A 22,074-nucleotide genomic window follows, 5' to 3' on the forward strand; every position below is an offset into this window, starting at 1 on the left:
GGCCGGCGAGGCGATAGCGCAAGGCGCTGCGCCGGTCCGGCGCGGGGCGGACGCTGGCGACGACGACGGTCTCGTAGGGTGGGCAAAGCGAAGCGTGCCCACCGCCTCTTCGTTTGCGGAGAGATGGTGGGCACGGCGCGCAAGCGCGCACCTTTGCCCACCCTACGGCAGCGTCGACTGGCTTACTTCTTCACCAGCGGGCACTCGCTGTCCTTGAGCGGCTTGGCGGCATCTTCCGCCGGGATTGTGGCGACGAGCTTGTAATAGTCCCACGGTCCCTTCGACTCCTCCGGCTTCTTCACTTCGAACAGATAGGCCGGGATGATGTGGCGACCGTCGATGCGGAGGGTGCCCTTGCCGAATACCGGATCGTCGGTCGGGATCTCCTTCATCTTGGCGACGACCTTGGCGCCGTCATGCGGATTGCCGCCGAGGGCTTCCATCGCCTTGAGGTAATGCAGCACGACTCCGTACACGCCTGCCGCATCCATCGAAGGCATTGTGCCTTTCGGCGACAGTTTGACAAAGCGCTTGGACCATTCCCGGGTCTGGTTGTTCATGTCCCAATAGAACGACTCGGTAAAAGTCAGCCCCTGAGCGGTCTTCAGCCCAAGCGAATGGACATCGCTGATGAAGAGGAGGAGCGCCGCGAGCTTCTGGCCGCCCTGGACGATGCCGAATTCGGAAGCCTGCTTGATGGCATTGGTCGTGTCGCCGCCGGCATTCGCAAGCCCGATCACCTTGGCCTTCGACGACTGCGCCTGCAGCAGGAAGGACGAGAAGTCGGAAGTGTTGAGCGGATGCTTGACGCCGCCGAGCACCTTGCCGCCGTTCGCCGTGACCACGGCACTGGTGTCGCGCTCGAGCGCATGGCCGAAGGCATAGTCTGCGGTCAGGAAGAACCAGGTGTCGCCACCGACCTTGGTCAGCGCCTTGCCGGTGCCGTTGGCGAGCATGTAGGTGTCGTAGGTGTAGGAGATCGTGTTCGGCGTGCAGGCCTTGCCGGTGAGATCAGCCGTGGCCGCACCAGAATTGAGCAGCACCGAGTTCTTCTCTTTCACCATATTGCTGACGGCAAGCGCGACGCTGGACGTGGGCGTGTCGGCGATCGCGTCAACCTTGTCGTTGTCGATCCATTGCCGGGCGATGTTGACCCCGATGTCCGGCTTGTTCTGGTGGTCGCCGCTGAGAACCTCGATGGTCCAGCCCTTCGCCTTCATGCCGGAATCTTCGACCGCCATCTTGGCCGCAGCCACCGAGTTGGGGCCGCCGATGTCGGCATACAGGCTCGACATGTCGTTCAACACGCCGATCTTCACCGTCTTGTCTTGGGCGGAAGCGGAGCCGGCAAAGCCGAGGCCGGCACAGGTCAACAGCGCGGCATAGCGCCACGCCCGAGCGTTCTTCATGGTGTTTCCCTCCTGTTGATGCCGGGACGGCCCTCTTGGACGGGGCTTCGACCATCGGCGCGATCGGTCACGATCTTGGATTCCCGATAGCCTGTCTCAAGGCTTGCGGCAATGCGCTAATCGTAGCGGTCGGAGCGATCGGTTAATCCGGCAAGCCCGGCACTGATGCAAATTTCATCAACGCGTCATCGGGCCGCACAGCGCGACGACGATGGGAGATACCTATGCCGGCGCGCGGAAGCTCATCAGGCTGCGCGTCTTGTAGTCGTAGAACTTGCCGGTCTCGGTCCAGTCGGGCGCGCAGAGCGGGACGATGAACTCGGCGACCTGCTCGGCCGTGTCCAGCGTCGCCGGGTCCTCGCCCGGCATCAGTGTGGCACGCATGCGGGTGCGGACCGGGCCGGGGTTGAACAGATTGACGCGCAGGGGCGTGTTCGCGGTCTCCTGCGCCCAGGCGCGCGCCAGCGTCTCCAGCGCGGCCTTCGAGGCGGCGTAGGGGCTGACATAGGCGGTCGCCTTGTTGGCGGCGCCCGAGGTGATGAAGACGGCGCGGCCGGCATCGGACTGCTTCAGCAGCGGCTCCATGCAGCGGATCAGCTGGAAGTTCGCGGAGACGTTGACGGTCATGACGTCGTTGAACGTCTTGAGCTCGATATGGCCGACCGGCGAGGAGGGGCCGAGCACGCCGGCATTGCCGACGAGGATGTCGAGCTTGCCATAGCGCTCATGCAGGCCGGCCCCTAACCGCGCGATGCCGTCGGAATCGGTGAGGTTGAGCGGGACCAGCGTAGCGTTGCTGCCGCCGACTTTGCGGATCTCGTCGTCGAGTTCCTCGAGGCCGCCTTGCGTGCGCGCAGTGGCAACGATATGCGCACCGGCCTTGGCCAGCGCGAGTGCCGTGGCAAAGCCGATGCCGCGCGAGGCGCCGGTGACGAGAGCGATGCGGTTGGCGAGGGGAGATGTCATAGAACGGATTTATCCAGGGTCGTCCCGGCAAAGGCCGGGACCCATACGCCGTGACGGTTGTGATTGGATGAAGATAGTCATGGCGACCGTCTTCGAACCACACAAGCCTGTGGTTATGGGTCCCGGCTCCCGTGCGCAATTGCGCACTAGGCCGGGACGACAGCCTAGCTCGCCTCCGCCAGCAGCGACAGCTGCCGCGGTTGCGGCTCGGTCTGGGTCTGGTCGGTGAGGTGGGTCGGATAGGCGCCGGTGAAGCAGTGATCCGAGAATTTCGGATTGGCCGGGTCGCGGCCGGGCTCGCCCATGGCGCGGTACATGCCGTCGATCGACAGGAACGCGAGCGAGTCCGCGCCGATGATCTCGCGCATCTCTTCCAGCGAATGCGTCGCGGCCAAAAGGCCGCCGCGATCGGGCAGGTCGATGCCGTAATAATCGGGATAGAGGATCGGCGGCGAGGCGAGGCGGAAGTGGACTTCCTTGGCGCCGGCATCGCGCATCATGCGCACGATCTTCTTCGACGTGGTGCCGCGCACCAAGGAGTCGTCGATCAGGATGATGCGCTTGCCTTCGATCGCGGCGCGGTTGGCCGAATGCTTCATGCGCACGCCGGATTCGCGGATCGCCTGCGTCGGCTGGATGAAGGTGCGGCCGACATAGTGGTTGCGGATGATGCCGAGCTCGAACGGCACGCCGGAATGCTGGCTGTAGCCGACCGCGGCGGGCACGCCGGAATCCGGCACCGGCACGACGACGTCGACCGGAACATGGCTCTCGCGTGCGAGCTGCGCGCCGAAGGCCTTGCGCACCTCGTAGACCGAGCGGCCATGGACGATGGAGTCTGGACGGGAGAAATAGATGTACTCGAAGATGCAGGGCCGCGGCGCGATCGGCGGGAACGGCTTGTGGATGTCCTGGCCGCTCTCGTCGAACACGATGACTTCGCCGGGCTCGATGTCGCGCACGAAGCGCGCGCCGATGATGTCGAGCGCACAGGTCTCGGAGGTCAGGATCGGGCAGCCGTCGAGCTCGCCGAGCACCAGCGGACGGATGCCGCGCGGATCGCGCGCGCCGACCAGCTTCTTGTTGGTCAGCGAGACCAGCGCGTAGGCACCTTCGATCTCGCGCAGCGCGTCGATATAGCGCTCGATGAAACGGGCGCGCCTGGAGCGTGCAACCAAATGCAGGATCACCTCGGTGTCGGTGGTCGACTGCATCATCGCGCCGTGCTTCACGAGCTCGCGGCGCAGCGTCAGGCCGTTGGTGAGGTTGCCGTTGTGGGCGACGGCGAGGCCGCCGGCATTGAGCTCGGCGAACAGCGGCTGCACATTGCGCAGGATGGTCGCGCCAGTGGTGGAATAACGGACATGGCCGACGGCCATGTTGCCGGGCAGGCGATCGATCACCTCGCGGCGGGAGAAGGTATCGCCGACAAGGCCGAGGCGGCGTTCTGAGTGGAAGCGGCTGCCGTCGTAGGAGACGATGCCGGCAGCTTCCTGGCCGCGGTGCTGAAGGGCGTGGAGGCCGAGCGCCGTGATGGCGGCGGCGTCCGGGTGTCCGTAGATGCCGAATACGCCGCATTCCTCGCGCAGCGTATCTCCCTCCAGGTCGTCCTGAAGCTCTAGCGCGGCGGAGCCGGGATCGAGTTCAGTGTGGGCGTCCTGGTCAGGGTGTCGCATCTCGTCCGCGCCTCTCTCTAGGGCTAAATCAACGCGCCGCAGGTTTCTCGATCAGCTTCTTCAGACTGTCACGAGCAGGTTTACTGTATCCGTCGCCACTGCCCGAAGGCTGCTGCTCGGTATCAGCTTGATCATCATCTGGTTTGTTTTTCTTGAATCTCTTCAAGATGGTGTTCTCGGGATCATCCGGCAAGAGGGACATCAGCCAATCGCCGGTTCCCTGGAGCACCACGCGGGACTTGGCCCCCGTGACCCAGTCCGGGCGCTGCTTGTCCGGCACCAGCCAGGTGAAGAACAGGAAAGCCACCACGACGATCAAGAGCCCGCGCGCCAACCCGAACAGGAACCCAAGGGTGCGGTCCAGCGCGCCAATGCGCGAATCCAGGATCATGTCGGAGATCCGGACCGTGATCACGGAGACCACGACCAGGGTACCGACGAACACGCCGGCGACCACGACCACGCTGGCGACGGTGTCGTTGTTGAAATAGGTCTTGGCGGTCGGCAGCAGCTTGGAGAAGGAGTACAGGGTCACGATCGCCGCCGTGCCCCAGGCTGCGATCGAGAGGATTTCGCGCATGAAGCCGCGGACCATGGCAAGCAGGCCCGAGATCAGCATCACGCCGAGCAGGATCAGGTCGAGGAGTGTTACTGGCATCGGCTGGTCTGGTCCGCTCGTACTCTCAAAGGGTGCTCAGCGAATCGGTGTTTGGCCGCCGCCCTAAAAGAGGGGCAGACGGTGCTTCCGGCAAGGCCGCAACCACGCAATCCCATGCTGCTTTTGTGACGGCTGTATAGCGGTGGGGACGCTTGACGTCACCTCCAGCTACCCCTCTCCACGGCGGAATCTTGCCGGTGTGGCATTTTTCTCCGCTGGCGCGCTCGAGTCGCCGCGGCGGGAGCCCCTGGCGGCGATTTCAGCGACCAGGGTTGTGAGGCTGTTGACCGCGTTCAGGGTCAGTCCGGCGTCACCGCCAGCATCGCCGCCGCGGGCCGATTCGGGCAGCACGGCGCGCTTGAAGCCGAGCTTGACCGCTTCCTTGAGCCGCGCCGGGGTCTGCGCCACCGGGCGGATGACGCCGGAAAGCGAAATCTCGCCAAAATAGACCGCATCGGTGGGCAACTGCGCATTAACCAGGGAGGACACCAGCGCGGCCGCGGCGGCCATATCGGCTGCCGGCTCGTGGATACGCAGGCCGCCGGCGACATTCAGATAGACGTCGTGGCCGGAGAGCTTGACCCCGCAATGGGCTTCCAGCACCGCCAGCACCATCGAGAGCCGGCTCTGATCCCAGCCGACCACGGCCCGGCGTGGGGTCCCGAGCGACGTCGGCGCTACCAGCGCCTGCAATTCGACCAGAACGGGCCGCGTGCCCTCGATGCCTGCGAAGACTGCGGTGCCGGGCGTGCCAAGATCGCGCTCGGATAGAAATAGCTCCGACGGATTAGTGACCTCGCGCAGGCCGAGGCCGGTCATTTCGAACACGCCGATCTCGTCGGTCGGACCGAAGCGGTTCTTCACGGCGCGCAGGATGCGGAATTGCTGCGAGCCTTCGCCCTCGAACGACATCACGGCATCGACCATGTGCTCGACGACGCGGGGGCCCGCGATCTGGCCGTCCTTGGTGACGTGGCCGACCAGGATAATGGCCGCACCCGTCTTCTTGGCGAAACGAATCAGCGCCTGCGCCGAGGCACGCACCTGCGTGACCGTGCCGGGCGCAGATTCCACCGTGTCGGTCCACATGGTCTGGATCGAGTCGATCACGATCAGCCGGGGGACCGCGCCTTCGGACAATGTCGAGACGATATCCTCGACCGAGGTCTCGGCGGCGAGTTGTACCGGCGCGTCCGACAGCCCGAGCCGCTCGGCGCGCAGCCGCACCTGGGCGATGGCTTCTTCGCCGGAGATGTAGACGATGCGGTGCCCGGCGCGCGCCATCAGACTGGTCGCCTGCGTCAACAGTGTCGACTTGCCGATGCCGGGATCGCCGCCGACCAGCAGCACCGAGCCGCGAACGAAGCCGCCGCCGGTGACGCGATCGAGTTCGGTCATGCCGGACGAGAGGCGCGGGGCGTCCTGGGTTTTGCCGGACAGGCTCTCGAGCGCAAACGTCCGCCCCTTGCGCTTGGAGCGGATCGAGACCGGCACGCTGCCGCTCGTGTCCTCCTCGGCAAGCGTATTCCACTCGCCGCAGGACTCGCACTTGCCCTGCCAGCGGTTATAGGCCGCGCCGCAGTTCTGGCAGACGAAGGAAAGCGTGTTCTTGGCCATCGAAAGTGAGTCGGTGTCAGGAGGATTGCGTGGCGTTCCATAGCATGGAGAGCCCGGCCGCGACCATGATCGCGTCCATCACCAGGCGGAACATCTCCGGCTTCAGGTGCAGCAGGAAGCGCTTGGCGACAAATGCGCCGGCCATCAGCGAGGAGCCTGCGACCAGACCCTTGATGAAGACCTCCTGCGTCAGCGCGCCGAAGCGTTCAAAGGTCACCGATTTCGCGAAGTAGAGGCCGAGGGAGGAAGCCGCTTCCGTCGCGAGGAAGGCCCCCTTGGAAAGGCCGTAGAACAGGAACAGCGGCACGCTGAGCGGGCCGGTCGAGACCACGATGCCGGTGAGATAGCCGATGATGGCCCCGCCGATCGCGAGATGCCAGAGATTGGCCTTGAGATCGTGCCGCGCCAGCCAGTGCCGCACCGGCACCATCGCGATCAGGAAGATGCCGATGGCGAGATCGACGGCGTGCGAGGGCAGGGCGAGCAGCGTCCGTGCGCCCAGCACCGCAGCAGGAATGCCCGTGACCGAATAGGCCAGGCAGGCCCGCCAGTGGACCTCGCGCCACCACGCCAGGATGCGCGAAAAGTTTGCCATCACGGAGGCGACCGCCATGATCGGCACGGCCTCCTTCGGCCCATAGGCATAGACCAGCACCGGCATCAACATGATCGACGAGCCCGTGCCGACGATGCCGGAAATGGTGCCTGCGATCAGGCCGACGCTGAGGACGAAGAGAAAGGCCAAGGGATCGAGATGTGATTCTTGGGTGCTGGCAGGGTAGGGTGCCGCTGTCTTGCCCGACGAGTCAAATCGCCCTTCGCGGGAACCGCATAAGGTATTGATCTGACAGAGGTCGGCTACTGTGCATGGGGTTGTTTTCATGTTTGTTGGCCCCGCTCGCAAGAGCGTGCGCCATCTGGAGTGCAAGGGTAGCCGTGCTGCTGACAGCATGTTGGCAGCAGGGGAGGGCTACGACCACCTCCTGACAAAACGGGGCGCGGGTCATGCCGATCGAGGCAAGCTGTCATTGCGGTGAGACGGTATTCGAGGTGACAGAGGCGCCTTCGAGCGTGACGCGCTGTACCTGCTCGCTCTGCACCAAGCGCGGCGCGCTATGGGCCTATTACAAGCCGGCGCAGTTTCGCCTGCTGTCGCCCGCCGACAACGTCGCGACCTATCTCTGGGGGAGCCGCACGGTCAAACATCATTTCTGCGCGAATTGCGGCTGCGGCACCTATTCGGAGTCGCCGGACTGGTCGACAGGCAAGCCCGATTTCGACAAGCCCAAGATCGCAGTGAACGCGCGCCTGTTCGACGATTTCGATCTGGAGGCCGTGCCGGTCAACATGATCGACGGCAAGAACTTGTGGTGAGCACTGATCTATCGCAGCACCACCCACGCCGGCGCGTGATCGCTGGCGCCGTCCTCACCTCGGGCAGCCTTGTCGACGCCGGCCTGGGCGAGGCGTGAGGCGAGGGCGGGGCTGAGCAGCAGATGATCGAGCCTGAGGCCCGCATCGCGCGGCCATCGGTTTCGCTTGTAGTCCCAGAAGGTGTAGATGCGCTTGTCTCCGTGCGACTCGCGGATCGCATCGCACCAGCCTTGCTCGACGAGCGATGCGAACGCTGCACGGCTCTTCGGCTGGATCAGCGCATCCTTGTCCCATGAGCGCGTCGGGTAGATGTCGATCTGTGTCGGCGCGACGTTGTAATCGCCGGCGAGCACCACGGGCAGGTCCTGCTTGATGAAGGTTTTCGCGTGGCGCTTCAGCCGCGCAAGCCAGTCCAGCTTGTTGTCGAACTTCGGTCCCGGCTGCGGATTGCCGTTGGGCAGATAGATGCTGGCGACGATGACGCCGCGCACGGCGGCCTCGATGTAGCGGGCTTCGTGATCGTCGGGTCGTCCCGGCAGCCGGTCGCGCGTCAGTACGGGCTCGGCGTTGCGGGCGAGAATTGCGACGCCGTTCCAGGTCTTCTGTCCGCGCCAGACTGCGCCGTAACCGGCCTTTTCGATTGCCGCTGCCGGAAATTCGCCATCACTTGCCTTCAACTCCTGGAGTGCGACGACATCCGGCTTGGCCGCGCGCATCCATGCGAGCAGATTGGGCAGGCGGCGGTTGATGTTGTTGATGTTGAATGTCGCAATCTTCATGTAGATCTGATCGCCTCGTACGTCCCGACACCGGAGATACAATGCCCAAGTTGAGCTTTGCCGCTATCGCCTTCATCGTCGCACTCTCCGGGGCGACTTCCGCACAATCGGCCGATCCACGCGGCGCATGCAAGGCGGACTACGACAAATTCTGCACCGGCATCGCGCCCGGCGGCGGCATCGTGGCCTGCCTCAACGGCAAGCGCGATCAGCTCAGCACGACCTGCAAGGCAGCGCTGGACAGCAGGAAGAAGAAGTAAGCGGCTGACAGCTCAGCTCGGTAGCGGCGGCGGACTTGCCGGCTGCTCGACCGGCGGCGGGGAGTGCGGCTGTTCGGCCGCCTGCGCGGGCTCCGGCTTCGTCAGCGGCTCGACCACATTGCCGCCCTTGTAGACACGGGCGTAGCGGTGGCCGAGGCTGGTCAGCACCTCATAGCCGATCGTGCCGAAATGATGTGCCAACTCGTCGACGGTGATGCCATCGCCGAGCAGCGTCACCATGTGGCCGCGACGCGCGGCGTTCGGCGGCAGATCGGTGATGTCGATCGCCATCAGGTCCATCGAGATGCGGCCCGCCACCGGGCAGCGCTTGCCGGCAACGATCACCTCGGCGCCGCGGGTGCCGTCATTGGAACTGGCGGCGCGGAAATACCCGTCGGCATAGCCGACCGCGACGATCGCGAGCTTGGTCGGCCGACGTGCGCTCCAGGTGCCGCCATAGCCGACGGTTTCGCCGCGCTCGATCGTGCGGATCTGCACGATGCGCGCCTTGAGATCGACCACCGGCTGCATCGGATTGTCGGCCTCGGGTGTCGGATTGACGCCGTAGAGCGCGGCGCCCGGCCGTACCAGGTCGAACTGGAAGGGCGCGCCGAGGAAAATGCCCGAGGAATTCGCCAGCGCCGCCGGCACGCCGGAGAATTCGCTGGCGATGCCGCGGAAGGCCGCCAGCTGTTTTGCATTGATCTGGCTGTTGAGCTGCTCGGCCGAGACCAGATGGCTCATCACCAGCGTGATGCCGTGATCGCCGGCATTGATGCGGGGGATGATGGCCTGCGCCTCGGCAAGCGTCAGCCCGAGCCGGTTCATGCCGGTGTCGATGTGAATAGCGGCGCCGCCGGACCAGCCGGTGCGGCGGCAGAACACGTCCCATTCGGCGAGCTCGTTGAGATCGCCGATCACGGGACGGCAGTTGATCTTGGCGTAGTGCTCGCCGGTGTTCTGGAAATAGCCGCCGAGCACGTAGATCGTGGCGTCCGGCACCGCCGCGCGGGCGGTGCGTGCCTCCTCGATGGTGGCGACGAAGAAGGTCTTGCAGCCGGCCTTGTTCAGGGCCTGCGCGACTTGCGCGGTGCCACAGCCGTAAGCGTCGGCCTTGATCACCGCCGAGCACTCGGCCGGCACGGCGGTCTTCTCGAGCTTGCGCCAGTTGGCGATGATGGCGTCGAGATCGACGGTGAGCACGCCGCCGTAAGCAGTGAGCGCGGCAGCCTGATTGGCCTCCGCGGAGAGAAGGCCGGATTGCGGGATCATGTTCGGGTCGGACGCCATTGTCATGGCGCCGTTTTACGCAAGAGGCAGGTCCGGTTCAAGGAACTCAGTAGTCGTTGCCGCTGCGAGCCGGCAGCTGACTGTCCGGCGCGAGGTCGCCGAACCGCGTGACCGAGGCTTCGAACGCCAAATCGACGGTGCCCGTCGGGCCGTGGCGCTGCTTGCCGATGATGACTTCGGCCTTGCCGTACGCAAGGTCCATGTCAAGGCGCCATTTCTCGTGCTCCGGCGTGCCCGGGCGCGGCTCCTTCATTGCGAGGTAATATTCCTCGCGGTAAACGAACAGCACGACGTCGGCGTCCTGCTCGATTGATCCGGATTCACGCAAGTCGGAGAGCTGCGGCCGCTTGTCCTCGCGGGATTCGACCTGACGCGAGAGCTGCGACAGCGCGATCACGGGGACGTTGAGCTCCTTGGCCAATGCCTTCAGGCTGGTCGTGATCTCCGTGATTTCCTGCACGCGGCTGTCGCTGGCGCGCTTGCCTGAGCCGGAGAGCAGCTGGATGTAGTCGATCACGAGGAGATCGAGGCCCTTCTGTCGCTTCAGCCGGCGCGCGCGGGCCATCAGCTGCGCGATCGACAGGCCGCCGGTCGCGTCGACATAGAATGGCAGCGATTGCAGCTCGATCGAGACCTCCCGGATCTTGTCGAAATCGGCTTCCGAGATGCCGCCGCGTCGGATGTGGGAGGAGGAAATGCCGGTGCGCTCGGCCACGATACGCGTGGCGAGCTGGTCGGCCGACATTTCGCAGGAGAAGAAGCCGATCACGCCGCCATTGGCGGCTTTCATGGTGCCGTCCGCCTGGAGCTCGCCGACATAGGCCTTGGCGACGTTGTAGGCGATGTTGGTCGCCAGCGAAGTCTTGCCCATGCCGGGGCGTCCGGCCACGATGATGAGGTCGGAGTGCTGCAGGCCGCCCATCTTGGTGTCGAGGTCGCGCATGCCCGTCGAGATGCCGGACAGCTTGCCGTCACGCTGGAACGCCTTTGCTGCCAGGTCGACCGCGACCGCCAACGCCTGCGAGAATTTCTGGAAGCCGCCGTCATAGCGGCCGGACTCGGCGAGCTCGTAGAGCCGGCGCTCGGCGTCCTCGATCTGCGCCCGCGGCGCGAAATCGACCGGTGCGTCATAGGCGACATTGACCATGTCCTCGCCGATGCCGATGAGGTCACGACGCAGCGCAAGATCGTAGATGGTACGCCCATAGTCCTGGGCGTTGATGATGGTGGTCGCCTCAGCCGCGAGCCGCGCCAGGTATTGGCCGATGGTCATGCCACCGACGTCGGTGTCGGCAGGCAGGAACGTCTTCAGCGTGACGGGCGTGGCGATCTTGCCCATCCGGATCAAGCTGCCGGCGGTCTCGTAGATGGTCTGATGCAACGGCTCGAAATAATGCTTTGGCTCCAGGAAGTCGGAGACACGGTAGAAGGCATCGTTGTTGACCAGGATTGCGCCCAGAAGGCTCTGTTCCGCCTCGATATTGTGTGGCGCGCTCCGATACGCGGGAGTTCCGGGCTCGGGCGCAAGTTTGAGGACGTTCGAATCAGTCAGGGCCATGGTCGAGCGATAGCAATTTTCTGGGGCGGATGCGGGGCCGGGATAAAGCGCCGACGCAGCCCGAAGCGGAAGCAAAAGCTCGTCGCTATCAACCGATCATTAAAAATGGTGGATGATTAGCGGTCGCAGCATGCGCCGCGCTTGACGGATTTTTGCGGAACTCGCCCGGCGCTGGAAGTGGCCGCGACCGTACCACGGAAAAATCCGGACGCCGTGAACCTTATGGATTGAGGCGCAGACCTATCAAAGAGCGCGCGAAATGACGCACGCTAGCCGCTTTCGGCGCGGGTTTCAGACCAGCAGGAGGTAGACCAGCGCAACCAGGGCCGCGCCGACGCCGGTGGCGATCAGGGCGTAATCGGTGCGGAGGTCGTCCTGCACGTCGAATGAGGTTTGGGTCTCTTTGCTCATCGCGACGGTCTAGGCCAGGACCGACCAGACTTAATGTGAAGCAGATCACATCTCCCCGGATTCTTTCGGGGTACCTCCGGAACAGGACTGGCGGGTAGGGGATTGTCTCCCGTAATCTGCCACTAGGGAGACGAGGCAAGCGATGCGGCCAGAACGGCGGCTACAGGTTTGGCGAAGCGACGCCGGTAGCCGGCTCTGGCTGTCCGGGCTCATTGCCGCCATGGAGCATGTCGCGCAGCCTGAGCAGAGGCGTCTTCCGGTCGCACCTGAAACCCTCGCGGCATTCCGGGCCCAGCTAGCGTTACCGGCGTCTTGCCGGATCTCGTCGATTTCGACCCTGCGTCATTAGAACTCATTCACCAGCAAGCTTCAGCTTCGGCCTGGCGCCGCCCTCGAGGGCGCGCAGCCGGGCCTCTTCGTGCGCGATATAGTCGCGGGTCATGGGGACCACGCCCTGGCGCTTGGTGAGCTGGAGTTGGAAGTTCATCATACCCTGCTTGCGGAACGTCATCTCGCAGGCGGCGAGGTAAAACTCCCACATCAGCGCGAAGCGCTCGTCATAGAGCTGCACGGCTTCCTCGCGCCGCGCCATGAAGCGCTCGCGCCAGGCCTTCAGCGTCTCGGCATAATGCAGGCGCAGTATCTCGATGTCGCAGACCAGGAGGCCTGCGTCCTCGATCGCCGGCAATACCTCCGATAGCGACGGGATGTAGCCGCCGGGGAAGATGTATTTTGCGATCCAGGGATTGGTCGAATCCGGCCCCTGCGAGCGGCCGATCGAGTGCAGCAGCATTACGCCGTCATCGCTGAGCAGTTCGGCGCAGCGCTTGAAGTAAGTGTCGTAGAATATGGCTCCGACGTGCTCGAACATGCCGACCGAGACGATGCGGTCGAACGGGCCTTCGATGTCGCGATAGTCCTGGAGCAGGAAGCGCGCCTGTCGCGTCAGGCCTTTTTCGGCGGCACGCGCGTTCGCAATCTGCAACTGCTCCGTCGACAGCGTCACGCCGGTCACGTCGGCGCCTGCGATCTCGGCGAGATAGAGGCCGAGCCCGCCCCAGCCCGAGCCGATGTCAAGCACGCGTTCTCCGCCCTTGACCAGCAGCTTCGCGGCGACGTGGCGCTTCTTGGCCAGTTGCGCGTCGTCGAGTGTGGCGTCCTGTGTCTCGAAATAGGCGCAGCTATATTGCTTGTCGGCGTCCAGGAAGAGCGAATAGAGCCGCGCATCGAGATCATAGTGATGCGCGACGTTGCTGCGCGCGCGTCCCCGCGGATTGAACTGCCGCAGGTGCCGGACGAGATAGCGCAGGTGCCACCATGGTTTTGCCCATTGCGGCAACAGGTCGGGTTGATCGAGCACGATCGCGAGGGCATCAGCTATATTGCCCCGCTCGACGACGAACTCGCCGTTCATATAGGCCTCGCCAAGCCCGAGCTCGGGATTGATGAGGACCCTCCTTTGTGCGTCGTTAGTGACGAAGCGGACTTCGACCGGCTCGCCGGAGCCGTCGCCGACGGTGAACTTCGTTCCGCCTGCCGTGGTCACCGTCATCGATCCGCGGCGGATGAATTGAGACAAGAATTTACGCAACAAGCGGTCCATCGACACACACCTCTCGAGCGAACCCGAAAAGAAGCGAACAACCCGGCCGTCACACATTCACACTTGGGAGACGATATTGTTCCCATGCGTTCGCATGTAAATCTAGGAAGCTTATTCCCGTCCCGCTAATGCGTTGTGATCAAACCCGATATTCGAAAATCGCGGGATCACATGCTTGACGAGTGCGCTTCCATTCGCAGCGCAATCGGCTAAAAGGTGACCCGCGCCGCGCCGGAGGCCGGCTGCTCTTTCGGATTTCAATGGAGATGATGGGAATGTCGAGCCGAGCGCTCAGCCTCGCCACGGTGCTGCTCCTGATTGGCTTCGGAGCCACCGATGCCGCTCTCGCGCAGGCGACGAACCTCGAGGCCGGCAAGGCCCCTTCCCAGATCTTCGCGCAGACCTGCAATGCCTGCCACAAGAGCCCGCGAGGTCTGTTGAAGACGGTGGCACCGGGCTCGCTGCCGGGCTTCCTGCGACAGCACTACACCACCAGCCCGGACATGGCCGGCGTGCTGGCCTCGTTCCTCATCTCCAACGGTGCCACGGACGCCCGCTACCAGTCCAAGGATGGTGGCAAGGACGGCAAGGACAAGAAGGACGGCGCCAAGGAGAAGGACGCCAACACGAATCCCGGGCAGTCGTCAGAGCATCAGGGTCGCCGCCAGCGCTCGCAGGAGGCCGCCAAGCCGGAGGGCGAGGGCGCTGCCAGCCCGGCGCCTGAAGGCCGCCAGAAGCGGGCGGCGCGGCCGAGCGAGGAGGGCGCCAGGGAAGGCGCAAAGCCCGAGGCCGTTACCGAACAGCCGCTCCAGGGCCGCAAAGGCAAGCGCATGAGCAAGCGCGGCAAGCCGGAGACGGACGACGCAGCCGCGCCGAAGGTTGAGCCCAAGGTCGATTCCAAGACTGAACCAAAGAGCGAGAGCGCCAAGGTCGATTCCGGTCGCGACGAATCCAAGCCCGACAGCGCTAAGCCGGCCGAGAAGCCGGCAGAGGCCAAGCCTGAGAGCGCCAAGGTCGAGCCGAGCAGCGGCAGCGAGACGCCGGCGCTGCGCCCCGATCCGGTGCCGCAGGTGACGCCGGCCCCGCCGGCGGCCGCAAAGCCGGCTGAACCGGCTGCGCCCAAGCCTGCGGAAGCGGCCGTTTCCAAACCGGCCGAGCCCGCGCCCGGCTCCGAACCGGCGGCCAAGCCGGCAGAACCGGCACCGTCGGCACCCGCCACGGCGCCGTCACCTGCACCCGCCGAGTCCTCCGGTCCGCCGACGCCGCCGATCTCGCGATAAGCCGATAATCCCGCGCAAAAACGAAGAGCCCGGCTGCCTGAGGCAGCCGGGCTTCGCAGCCTGCGTAAAGGCGAGGCTTATTTCTCGGTCTCTTCCGCAGCCGGAGCCGGCTCGACCTCGTCGTGCTGGGCTTCCGGATCGAAGAACTCGCCGGCCGCGGCAATCGCCTCGGCGGCCGCGTCGCGGTCTTCGTTGCGGGTGGAGATGTCCTCGCCGCGGTTGATGCGCTCGGCCTCGTCCTGGCTGCGCGCCACGGTGACGGTGATCTCGACTTCGACCTCGGGGTGGACGGCAACCGTGATGCTGCGCTTGCCGATGGTTTTGATCGGTGCGTCGAGTTGGACTTGCGGGCGGGACAGTGAAACGCCGTCGGCTTCGAACGCCATGACGATGTCACGCACATTGACCGACCCGAACAGCTGACCGGCTTCCGAGGCCTGCCGGATCACGATGATGTTCTTGCCTTCGATCTTCTCGGCAACCTTGGCTGCCTCGCCCTTACTCTCGAGGTTGCGCGCCTCGAGGTCGGCCTTCATGCCATCATACTTGGCGCGGTTGTCGGCGGTGGCGCGCAGCGCCTTGCCGCGCTTGAGCAGGAAATTGCGGGCATAGCCGTCGCGAACCTTCACGACTTCGCCCATCTGGCCGAGCTTGCTCACGCGTTCCAGCAAAATGACTTCCATATTCGTTCTCCTTTGAAGTGCTCTGGGTTTTGAGTTTTCGGGTTGGACTTAAGATGTCGGCAATGGCGGCGGTTGCCGGTTGCGCAGGAAGCGCTCGCGGAAGCCGAACACGGCGTCCGCGAGCCCAAGGGCGGTCAGCAGGATGAGGCTCACGCTAAACATGAAGACGATGGCGTAGGCGGTAGCGAGCCAAATGCCACGATTGGCGAGGTCGCGCGTGATGGTGTGCAGAACGGCAAGGCCGACCAGCGCATAGGCCATCATCAAAACCGTCGTGACGACGACGGCGAGAATGCCAATCATCCCGCTGAAGAAGCTGAAGGCAAGCGCAACACAGAGTGCCACCAGGGTCATCGGCGGCAAGCTGGTGCCGCTGAGGTTCGGCCAGGGCCGATGCAGCCGACCTGAAACAGCTGCGACCTTGGCGGCAAGCCAGAGATTCAAGGTCAGCGTCGCCATCTGCGATGCGGCGACCAGAACCGGAATGACCGCGACCATCAGGCCGACGCGGGGATCACTCTCCGTAACGGTCGTCTCGCTCACCAGTGAAAGAATTTTGGCGAAGCCGCGGTGCATCGCGTCGCTGATGGCCGATGCATCACTTCCCAGCGAATACAGAGATCCAGCGGTCAGCAGCGTCGCCAGCGCCGCAATCCAGAGCAGGATACGTCCAAGCGGATACCATTCGACCTGGGGCGAAGCAGCATCGGTGCTCGCGATGCCGCCAGCCATGGGTCTTCCCAGCATGGCGAGATGGCCAAGCCACCAGGCCGGCAGCGCGAACGCGAGACCGTAGCCGAGGGCGAGGGGCGGGCTGAGCGCGCCAGCGATGACGAGCGTCGCGACGAGGCCACCGAGTGCGCCGCAGAGCGGTCCCCAGGCGATGGCGGCGAGCATGAGCGGCAGCGGAGCGAGGTAAACCAGGACGAGCGAGATCAGCGCGCCCGACACGATCGAGGCGAACATCAGGGCCGACGCAGCGCCGGCGATCAGGGCTATCAGTCCAAATACCATCATCAGCTGTCCCGCTCCCTTCGAGCGGTTAGAGCGAGACCAGCGGAACCGCTAGTATTATCAGTGGCTTATGCAGATCGGTCAATGCTCTGTAGCAGAAACCGTAGCAGAAACCTCAGCTCGCTCAGCCCTGCGAACTACCTCGCGGCAGTCGCAAACGAATGAGGCTCCCCGCGGGGAGCCCCAAACCAATGCCGGCCTTCTATCTGCTTTCGTCCGGATGTTCAACGCCCAATCACCGCGATCCCGGGGGAAGACCGCCTGCAGGCGGTCTCTCTGCTGGCTGGCGTTGAGCGCCGAAGATCAGGCTGCGCCCAACGCTGAGCTCCTGCGGCGATGGAGGAGAAAACCGAAGCCACAGAATCCGAGCATCATCATGGCCCAGGTCGACGGCTCCGGCACCGCGCGTGCAAACTGGATGTCGATGAGACCTGCGGAGCCGGGCGGAAAGACGACTCCTGCCAGATTGACCGAGACCGAGTTGGCCGTGAAGCCGATATCGGAATCGGTCAAACCGGTCACGTTGCTGTTTGAATCCACGAACGCGGAGATGATCGGCGACAGTCCATTCGGACCCGAAATGTTGAATCCGTTGAACGGAAAGACGCCCAGCCCCGCGCCATTCGGATAGTTGGCTATCGGGTAGTCGTAGCTGATCTGCACCTCATCGGGTCCAATCCCGACGACCGAGAACGTCGCCGGAAAAAGGTTGGCGAACGTGCTCAGGTGTAGTGACCCGTCGGCAACAAAGGTAATCGGGCTTCCCGGGAATACATTTCCGTAATTCGGAAAGTAGTAGTTGAAGGTCAGGGTTTGGTTGTCCCAGGTCGAGGCTGTGGACGGTGACGCAGATACGTTCACCAGCATCGCCGAAATGAACAACGTCGTTGCCGCATGTTTCAACGAGGCAACCGTGAGAATCTTGGTCGCGAAAATCCTGACGTCATCTAGAAAACCGGTGCGCATTCTGCCTCCATTCAATCTGGTCGGCTCGAGATCGGCCAGATGCGCAGTATTTTTGTCGATGGAATTCCTGTCAATTGCGCGGCGCGACAGAAGCATTGCTTTCCGCGCCGCAAGTAGCGAGGCGAGACTGCAGGACGAATTCGCGGATCGCAGCTTGCCCTGGCCTGACCCGCCTTTTGCCCGCTTGGCAAAGCCCAAGGGCCCCTGCGAATCCCTCGCCGTTAGTCCCACGCAGGCCATGATCCAACAAGAGTTGGTGTGCCGGCGAGGCCGGCCTGGCGGGCGCATGCGGAGCGACGCAGGCCAGGGATGCGAGATCAGAGACCACCGGTAGAATCGAGTTTGGGCGAACCTCCAAAAGAAAAGCCGCCCAAACGGCGGCTCTCCGATTCAAATCTCGCCAACGCAGATCAGGGCGCACGCAACGCTGCGATCCTCCGCCGGTGGGCGGGGATGGCCGCGCCGGCGAATCGAGAGGTGCCATGGCCAAATCGAGACGTCGTGTATCGGCGTGGCCTGACAGAAATTCGGATGACGACCGGCGGCTCGACTGCCGCCGGTCGAGTTGGTCGTGCTAGCGAATGACGTAGGGCAGCAGGCCCAGGAACCGCGCGCGTTTGATGGCGCGGGCGAGCTCACGCTGCTTCTTCGCGGACACCGCGGTGATGCGGCTCGGCACGATCTTGCCGCGCTCGGAGACGTAACGCATCAAGAGCTTGGAGTCCTTGTAGTCGATCTTCGGAGCATTCGCGCCCGTGAACGGGCAGCTCTTGCGACGACGGAAAAACGGGCGGCGTGCACCAGCTTCAGCCATTGTTCTTACTCCCCATCCGTCGTGGTTTCAGCGTCTTCGCGCGGACGGCGCGGGCCGCGATCGCCGCGGAAGCCACCACCGTCGCGATCACCACCACGGAAACCACCTTCGCGGTCGCCACGGAAGCCGCCGCCTTCACGATCGCGGAATCCACCGCCACGGTCATCACGCTCGCGATCGCGATCGGCCTTGCGCATCATCGCAGACGGACCTTCCTCGAGCTCTTCGACGCGGACGCTGAGATAGCGGATCACGTCTTCGCTGATGCGCTCCTGGCGCTCGATCTCGGCGATCGCCGCGGAGGGCGCGTCGATGTTGAGCAGCACGAAGTGCGCCTTGCGGTTCTTGTTCATGCGGTAGGTGAGGGAGCGAACGCCCCAATTCTCGGTCTTGGTGACCTTTCCGCCGAGACCTTCGACGATGCCGGTCATCTGCGCAGTCAGCTCTTCGACCTGCTGCGTGCTCGCGTCTTGGCGCGCGAGAAAAACATGCTCATAGAGAGCCATTGTCGTCCTTTCCTCGTGTTAGCGCATTGCCCGGCGTCAAGCCCTTAAGAGACCTTCGGAAAGGACTCTGGGATTAAGCTCAGAAGGCGGAAACACGGGACGACGGGCCGACTGGCCCTGCCACACCAAAATCAAGAATGATTTGCTGAGACCGTCCGTTCAGCTCCCGGCCGGGGTCTGCGGATGCCCGCGTTATACGGATTTTGGCCGGCTTGGCAAGGTTTGAGGGCCGTGTTTTCGGCCCGGGCGGCTCCGGAGGGGTGGAGACCAGTCCTCCCATACCATATCTGGCTTGATTTATTTGTTTGTATATCATACAAATAAATCAGAGAAAGGATCCGATGGTGGAAAAGTCGACCCAGGAGCCGATCGAGGCCGCTGGCGACCCCAAACATGCCGCGCGGGCAACGCGTTCGGCCGGACGCAAGATGCGTTCCCTGCTGCTGGATGCCGCCAGCCCGCTGTTCCGGGAGCGGGGGCTGTCGGGCACCGCGATCGCCGATATCGCAGCCGCGGCGGACGCGTTCCCGAGCCAGATCACCTATTACTTCCGCACCAAGGAGGCGCTGTTCGTCGAATGCGCCTGCCGCGATCTGCTGTATCTGGCGCGCGCGACCGAGCAGGCGGCGCTGAAAGCGCGCACGCCGCGGGAATACACCCGCGCGCTGGCCGAGACCGTGACCGCGAGCGATTCGATCCCCTTCTTCGCCGAGGCGCTGACGCTGACGCGGCGGCGCCAGGATCTGGCGCCATTGGTCGAGCGCACCATCGAGCGCCTGCACGGCGAAGGCGCGCGCGCCTATGCGGGTCAGGTGGCCCGCCATCGCTGGCGCTCGCTGCGCGCGCCCGACGAAAGCTCGCGACGGTTCTGGGCGGTCGCCATCGGAATCATTCTCGAAGGCTACGCCATGGGCCGCTCGCCAGAGGTACTCTGCGCCGAGATGCTGCGTGTGCTCGGCGAGCAGGCAAAATCCGCAGGCGACACTGCGCGCCTGCGTCTCGTCGACGAGCGCGACGTATCAAGTCAATCGAACGAGGAGGGGTAGGTCATGACCGCGCTTCGCATGCGTGCCCGCGATTTCCTGACCGACGATCAACTGGCTGACGTGCGCCAGCGTGTGACCTGGAAGGGCGTCGCGATGATCGCGCACGCCTGGACGCTTATCATTGGCGCCATCGCCTTGGTCGCGTGGTGGCCCAATCCGATCACCTACATTCTCGCCGTCGCCATCATCGGCTCGCGCCAGCTGGGCTTAGCGATCCTCATGCATGATGGTGCGCATGGCTGCCTGTCCGCGGACGAGAAGACCAATCTGGCCCTGAGCCAATGGCTTTGCGCCTATCCGCTCTTTGCGGAGACGCGCAGCTATCGGCGTTATCATTTGCAGCATCATGCACGCACCCAGCAGGAGGATGATCCTGATCTCGTGCTGTCGGCGCCGTTTCCGATCACCAGGCTGAGCTATCGCCGCAAGTTCATTCGCGACATCACCGGGCAGACCGGCTACCAGCAGCGCAAGGCGCAATTGCTCAACGCGCTCGGTCCGAAGGACTGGCCGTGGCGGCAACGCGCCGCGCATTTCCGGGACAAGCTCGGCCCGCAATGCCTCGTCAACGCCGCGATGTTCGCAGCGCTCACGTCGGCCGGCGTGTGGTGGGCCTATCCGCTGCTATGGCTGGTGCCGCTCTTGACCTGGATGATGGTCATCACCCGCATCCGCAACATCGCCGAGCACGCCGTCGTGCCCGACAGCAGCGATCCCTTGCGCAACACGCGCACCACGCACGCCAATTTTCTCGAGCGCCTGTTCATCGCGCCGTACTACGTGAACTACCACCTCGAGCATCATCTGCTGTTCTACGTACCCTGCTACAATCTGCCGAAAGTTCATCGCCTGCTCAGCGAGAGCCGGCATGCCGAGCGGATGGAGGTGCAGCCGAACTACGCCGCAGTGCTGCGGCTTGCTACGGCGAAACCCGATCGGGATGATCGTCCTGGCCAATTGGTGAACAGCGCGCGCCGCGCGCAGGCCGGAGCGTCAGTCGACGCCAACCAGACCAACGGTGGATTCTAGGGCCAAATCCCTGGTTGAATGCAGGCCGAAGTTCCTATCTTGGCTTGACATTCCGGGCCCGGACAGTGTCTACGGCCCCTTTCGGAGCATGGTCGGGAACCAAGGCTCGGGCCGGACGTCAACGGCTGCCGGGTTCTCGAAGCACGCGGCTCGAGCGATCCAGGGAGCGCCGATGACGGCAGCATTCACATTTCCGGGGCAGGGTTCCCAAGCGGTTGGCATGGGCAAGGCCCTGGCCGACGCCTTTCCGGCGGCGCGTGCCGTGTTCGACGAGGTCGATGCCGCGCTTGGGGAGAAGCTGACGGCCACGATCTGGGGTAGTACGGCCGAAACCCTTCAGCTCACCGAAAACGCCCAGCCGGCCCTGATGGCCGTGTCTGTGGCCACCCTGCGCGTGCTGGAGGCTGAAGCCGGGTTTTCCGTGGCGCGGGACGCTGCCTTCGTGGCCGGACACTCGCTCGGTGAATATTCGGCCTTGGCTGCGGCCGGCAGCCTGTCGATTTCTGACACCGCGCGGCTGCTTCGCACCCGCGGTCTCGCAATGCAAAAAGCCGTGCCGGTCGGCGCCGGTGCCATGGCCGCGTTGCTCGGCCTCGATTACGACGCGGCCATGGAGGTCGCCAAGGAGGCGGCTCAGGGCGAGGTCTGCCAGGCCGCCAATGACAATGGTGGTGGGCAGGTGGTCGTCTCCGGCGACAAGGCCGCGGTCGACCGCGCCGTCGAGATCGCCAAGACCAAGGGCGCCAAGCGCGCCATGCTGCTGCCGGTGTCCGCGCCGTTCCATTGCAAGCTGATGCAGCCCGCCGCCGACGCCATGGCCGAGGCGCTGGCCAAGGTCACGATCAAGGCGCCGGCCGCGCCGCTGGTCTCGAACGTGCTGGCAAGCGCCATCACCGATCCCGACGAAATCCGCCGCCGCCTGGTTGAACAGGTTACCGGTACCGTGCGCTGGCGCGAGTCGGTTGCCTATATGGCGGGACAGGGCGTCACCCGCTTCTTCGAGATTGGCGCGGGCAAGGTGCTGACCGGACTCGTCAAGCGTATTGCGGACGGCGCTATCGGCGTTGCCGTGGGCGGTCCGAACGACATTGCCGCCGCCAAGGATGCATTGGCCGCTGCGAAGCAGGGGTAGAGG

The 22,074-nt window shown here is 64.3% G+C and carries 21 protein-coding genes; 6 read left to right on the forward strand and 15 right to left on the reverse strand.

The features are described from left to right. Nucleotides 1-182: 182 nt before the first annotated feature. From YUA_RS0137235 to YUA_RS0137260, 6 genes are all read right to left on the reverse strand, one after another. Nucleotides 183-1,409, reverse strand: a complete 1,227-nt coding sequence (locus YUA_RS0137235) for an ABC transporter substrate-binding protein (protein WP_027535207.1) — start codon at nucleotides 1,407-1,409, stop codon at nucleotides 183-185. A 222-nt stretch (nucleotides 1,410-1,631) separates the two neighbouring features. After that, complete coding sequence (locus YUA_RS0137240; RefSeq protein WP_027535208.1) at nucleotides 1,632-2,375, reverse strand: SDR family NAD(P)-dependent oxidoreductase; 744 nt, start codon at nucleotides 2,373-2,375, stop codon at nucleotides 1,632-1,634. Between the two features lie 164 nt (nucleotides 2,376-2,539). After that, the gene (purF, locus tag YUA_RS0137245; RefSeq protein ID WP_027535209.1) at nucleotides 2,540-4,051 is read right to left on the reverse strand and encodes an amidophosphoribosyltransferase; all 1,512 of its coding nucleotides are present in this window, start codon (nucleotides 4,049-4,051) and stop codon (nucleotides 2,540-2,542) included. Between the two features lie 28 nt (nucleotides 4,052-4,079). Continuing rightward, complete coding sequence (locus YUA_RS0137250; protein ID WP_027535210.1) at nucleotides 4,080-4,709, reverse strand: CvpA family protein; 630 nt, start codon at nucleotides 4,707-4,709, stop codon at nucleotides 4,080-4,082. A 168-nt stretch (nucleotides 4,710-4,877) separates the two neighbouring features. After that, nucleotides 4,878-6,326, reverse strand: coding sequence for a DNA repair protein RadA (radA, locus tag YUA_RS0137255; protein WP_027535211.1), 1,449 nt, complete (start codon nucleotides 6,324-6,326; stop codon nucleotides 4,878-4,880). A gap of 16 nt (nucleotides 6,327-6,342) precedes the next feature. Then, nucleotides 6,343-7,071: a sulfite exporter TauE/SafE family protein gene (locus YUA_RS0137260; protein WP_027535212.1), complete on the reverse strand. Its 729-nt coding sequence runs from the start codon at nucleotides 7,069-7,071 to the stop codon at nucleotides 6,343-6,345. Nucleotides 7,072-7,331: 260 nt separating this feature from the next. Between YUA_RS0137260 and YUA_RS0137265 the strand changes: the two genes are divergently transcribed. Then, nucleotides 7,332-7,700, forward strand: coding sequence for a GFA family protein (locus YUA_RS0137265; RefSeq protein ID WP_027535213.1), 369 nt, complete (start codon nucleotides 7,332-7,334; stop codon nucleotides 7,698-7,700). An 8-nt stretch (nucleotides 7,701-7,708) separates the two neighbouring features. Here YUA_RS0137265 and YUA_RS0137270 read toward each other — a convergent pair whose 3' ends face one another. Further along, a complete protein-coding gene (locus tag YUA_RS0137270) occupies nucleotides 7,709-8,479 on the reverse strand; it encodes an exodeoxyribonuclease III (protein ID WP_027535214.1) in 771 nt (256 codons plus the stop codon). Nucleotides 8,480-8,520: 41 nt separating this feature from the next. Here YUA_RS0137270 and YUA_RS0137275 point away from each other — a divergent pair, with 41 nt between their 5' ends. Further along, nucleotides 8,521-8,739 (forward strand): hypothetical protein, encoded by a 219-nt coding sequence (locus tag YUA_RS0137275; RefSeq protein ID WP_027535215.1) that lies wholly within the window; start codon nucleotides 8,521-8,523, stop codon nucleotides 8,737-8,739. A gap of 12 nt (nucleotides 8,740-8,751) precedes the next feature. On the opposite strand, the gene alr is transcribed toward YUA_RS0137275, so the two are convergent. The 3 genes from alr to YUA_RS0137295 all read right to left on the reverse strand — a co-directional run bounded on the left by alr (nucleotide 8,752) and on the right by YUA_RS0137295 (nucleotide 13,601). Next, nucleotides 8,752-10,029 (reverse strand): alanine racemase, encoded by a 1,278-nt coding sequence (gene alr / locus YUA_RS0137280; protein WP_027535216.1) that lies wholly within the window; start codon nucleotides 10,027-10,029, stop codon nucleotides 8,752-8,754. Between the two features lie 46 nt (nucleotides 10,030-10,075). Continuing rightward, nucleotides 10,076-11,587 (reverse strand): replicative DNA helicase, encoded by a 1,512-nt coding sequence (locus YUA_RS0137285; protein WP_027535217.1) that lies wholly within the window; start codon nucleotides 11,585-11,587, stop codon nucleotides 10,076-10,078. Between the two features lie 763 nt (nucleotides 11,588-12,350). Beyond that, on the reverse strand, nucleotides 12,351-13,601 hold the full coding sequence (locus YUA_RS0137295; RefSeq protein ID WP_027535218.1) for a cyclopropane-fatty-acyl-phospholipid synthase family protein: 1,251 nt from the start codon (nucleotides 13,599-13,601) through the stop codon (nucleotides 12,351-12,353). Nucleotides 13,602-13,876: 275 nt separating this feature from the next. Here YUA_RS0137295 and YUA_RS0137300 point away from each other — a divergent pair, with 275 nt between their 5' ends. Then, nucleotides 13,877-14,881, forward strand: a complete 1,005-nt coding sequence (locus YUA_RS0137300) for a hypothetical protein (RefSeq protein ID WP_027535219.1) — start codon at nucleotides 13,877-13,879, stop codon at nucleotides 14,879-14,881. 77 nt (nucleotides 14,882-14,958) lie between these two features. Here the strand turns inward: YUA_RS0137300 and rplI are convergent, their stop codons facing one another. The 5 genes from rplI to rpsF form a co-directional block, all read right to left on the reverse strand. Next, a complete protein-coding gene (gene rplI / locus YUA_RS0137305) occupies nucleotides 14,959-15,564 on the reverse strand; it encodes a 50S ribosomal protein L9 (RefSeq protein WP_027535220.1) in 606 nt (201 codons plus the stop codon). A gap of 48 nt (nucleotides 15,565-15,612) precedes the next feature. Next, nucleotides 15,613-16,581 (reverse strand): DUF2232 domain-containing protein, encoded by a 969-nt coding sequence (locus tag YUA_RS0137310; RefSeq protein WP_027535221.1) that lies wholly within the window; start codon nucleotides 16,579-16,581, stop codon nucleotides 15,613-15,615. Nucleotides 16,582-16,881: 300 nt separating this feature from the next. Continuing rightward, the gene (locus tag YUA_RS0137315) at nucleotides 16,882-17,742 is read right to left on the reverse strand and encodes a PEP-CTERM sorting domain-containing protein (RefSeq protein ID WP_027535222.1); all 861 of its coding nucleotides are present in this window, start codon (nucleotides 17,740-17,742) and stop codon (nucleotides 16,882-16,884) included. Nucleotides 17,743-18,118: 376 nt separating this feature from the next. Next, nucleotides 18,119-18,358, reverse strand: a complete 240-nt coding sequence (gene rpsR, locus YUA_RS0137320) for a 30S ribosomal protein S18 (protein WP_007592020.1) — start codon at nucleotides 18,356-18,358, stop codon at nucleotides 18,119-18,121. A 5-nt stretch (nucleotides 18,359-18,363) separates the two neighbouring features. Continuing rightward, nucleotides 18,364-18,864 carry a 30S ribosomal protein S6 gene (gene rpsF / locus YUA_RS0137325; protein ID WP_027535223.1) on the reverse strand — a complete coding sequence of 167 codons (501 nt, stop codon included), beginning with the start codon at nucleotides 18,862-18,864 and terminating at the stop codon, nucleotides 18,364-18,366. A 341-nt stretch (nucleotides 18,865-19,205) separates the two neighbouring features. Here rpsF and YUA_RS0137330 point away from each other — a divergent pair, with 341 nt between their 5' ends. The 3 genes from YUA_RS0137330 (at nucleotide 19,206) to fabD (ending at nucleotide 22,071) form a co-directional block, all read left to right on the forward strand. Continuing rightward, nucleotides 19,206-19,910, forward strand: a complete 705-nt coding sequence (locus YUA_RS0137330; RefSeq protein ID WP_027535224.1) for a TetR/AcrR family transcriptional regulator C-terminal domain-containing protein — start codon at nucleotides 19,206-19,208, stop codon at nucleotides 19,908-19,910. Nucleotides 19,911-19,913: 3 nt separating this feature from the next. Then, nucleotides 19,914-20,939 carry a fatty acid desaturase family protein gene (locus YUA_RS0137335; protein WP_027535225.1) on the forward strand — a complete coding sequence of 342 codons (1,026 nt, stop codon included), beginning with the start codon at nucleotides 19,914-19,916 and terminating at the stop codon, nucleotides 20,937-20,939. 172 nt (nucleotides 20,940-21,111) lie between these two features. Beyond that, entirely contained in the window at nucleotides 21,112-22,071 is a 960-nt protein-coding gene (gene fabD / locus YUA_RS0137340; protein WP_027535226.1) for an ACP S-malonyltransferase, read from the forward strand. Nucleotides 22,072-22,074: the final 3 nt, after the last annotated feature.

Source organism: Bradyrhizobium sp. WSM3983, from assembly GCF_000473045.1.
In the GTDB taxonomy this organism is placed as follows: domain Bacteria; phylum Pseudomonadota; class Alphaproteobacteria; order Rhizobiales; family Xanthobacteraceae; genus Bradyrhizobium.

Bases quoted from the DNA above. Each gene is read 5' to 3' on its own strand.
- YUA_RS0137235 (WP_027535207.1), bottom strand. From the start codon at position 1,409: ATGAAGAACGCTCGGGCGTGGCGCTATGCCGCGCTGTTGACCTGTGCC.
- YUA_RS0137240 (WP_027535208.1), bottom strand. From the start codon at position 2,375: ATGACATCTCCCCTCGCCAACCGCATCGCTCTCGTCACCGGCGCCTCG.
- purF (WP_027535209.1), bottom strand. From the start codon at position 4,051: ATGCGACACCCTGACCAGGACGCCCACACTGAACTCGATCCCGGCTCC.
- YUA_RS0137250 (WP_027535210.1), bottom strand. From the start codon at position 4,709: ATGCCAGTAACACTCCTCGACCTGATCCTGCTCGGCGTGATGCTGATC.
- radA (WP_027535211.1), bottom strand. From the start codon at position 6,326: ATGGCCAAGAACACGCTTTCCTTCGTCTGCCAGAACTGCGGCGCGGCC.
- YUA_RS0137265 (WP_027535213.1), top strand. From the start codon at position 7,332: ATGCCGATCGAGGCAAGCTGTCATTGCGGTGAGACGGTATTCGAGGTG.
- YUA_RS0137270 (WP_027535214.1), bottom strand. From the start codon at position 8,479: ATGAAGATTGCGACATTCAACATCAACAACATCAACCGCCGCCTGCCC.
- YUA_RS0137275 (WP_027535215.1), top strand. From the start codon at position 8,521: ATGCCCAAGTTGAGCTTTGCCGCTATCGCCTTCATCGTCGCACTCTCC.
- alr (WP_027535216.1), bottom strand. From the start codon at position 10,029: ATGGCGTCCGACCCGAACATGATCCCGCAATCCGGCCTTCTCTCCGCG.
- YUA_RS0137285 (WP_027535217.1), bottom strand. From the start codon at position 11,587: ATGGCCCTGACTGATTCGAACGTCCTCAAACTTGCGCCCGAGCCCGGA.
- YUA_RS0137295 (WP_027535218.1), bottom strand. From the start codon at position 13,601: ATGGACCGCTTGTTGCGTAAATTCTTGTCTCAATTCATCCGCCGCGGA.
- YUA_RS0137300 (WP_027535219.1), top strand. From the start codon at position 13,877: ATGTCGAGCCGAGCGCTCAGCCTCGCCACGGTGCTGCTCCTGATTGGC.
- rplI (WP_027535220.1), bottom strand. From the start codon at position 15,564: ATGGAAGTCATTTTGCTGGAACGCGTGAGCAAGCTCGGCCAGATGGGC.
- YUA_RS0137310 (WP_027535221.1), bottom strand. From the start codon at position 16,581: ATGATGGTATTTGGACTGATAGCCCTGATCGCCGGCGCTGCGTCGGCC.
- rpsR (WP_007592020.1), bottom strand. From the start codon at position 18,358: ATGGCTGAAGCTGGTGCACGCCGCCCGTTTTTCCGTCGTCGCAAGAGC.
- rpsF (WP_027535223.1), bottom strand. From the start codon at position 18,864: ATGGCTCTCTATGAGCATGTTTTTCTCGCGCGCCAAGACGCGAGCACG.
- YUA_RS0137330 (WP_027535224.1), top strand. From the start codon at position 19,206: ATGGTGGAAAAGTCGACCCAGGAGCCGATCGAGGCCGCTGGCGACCCC.
- YUA_RS0137335 (WP_027535225.1), top strand. From the start codon at position 19,914: ATGACCGCGCTTCGCATGCGTGCCCGCGATTTCCTGACCGACGATCAA.
- fabD (WP_027535226.1), top strand. From the start codon at position 21,112: ATGACGGCAGCATTCACATTTCCGGGGCAGGGTTCCCAAGCGGTTGGC.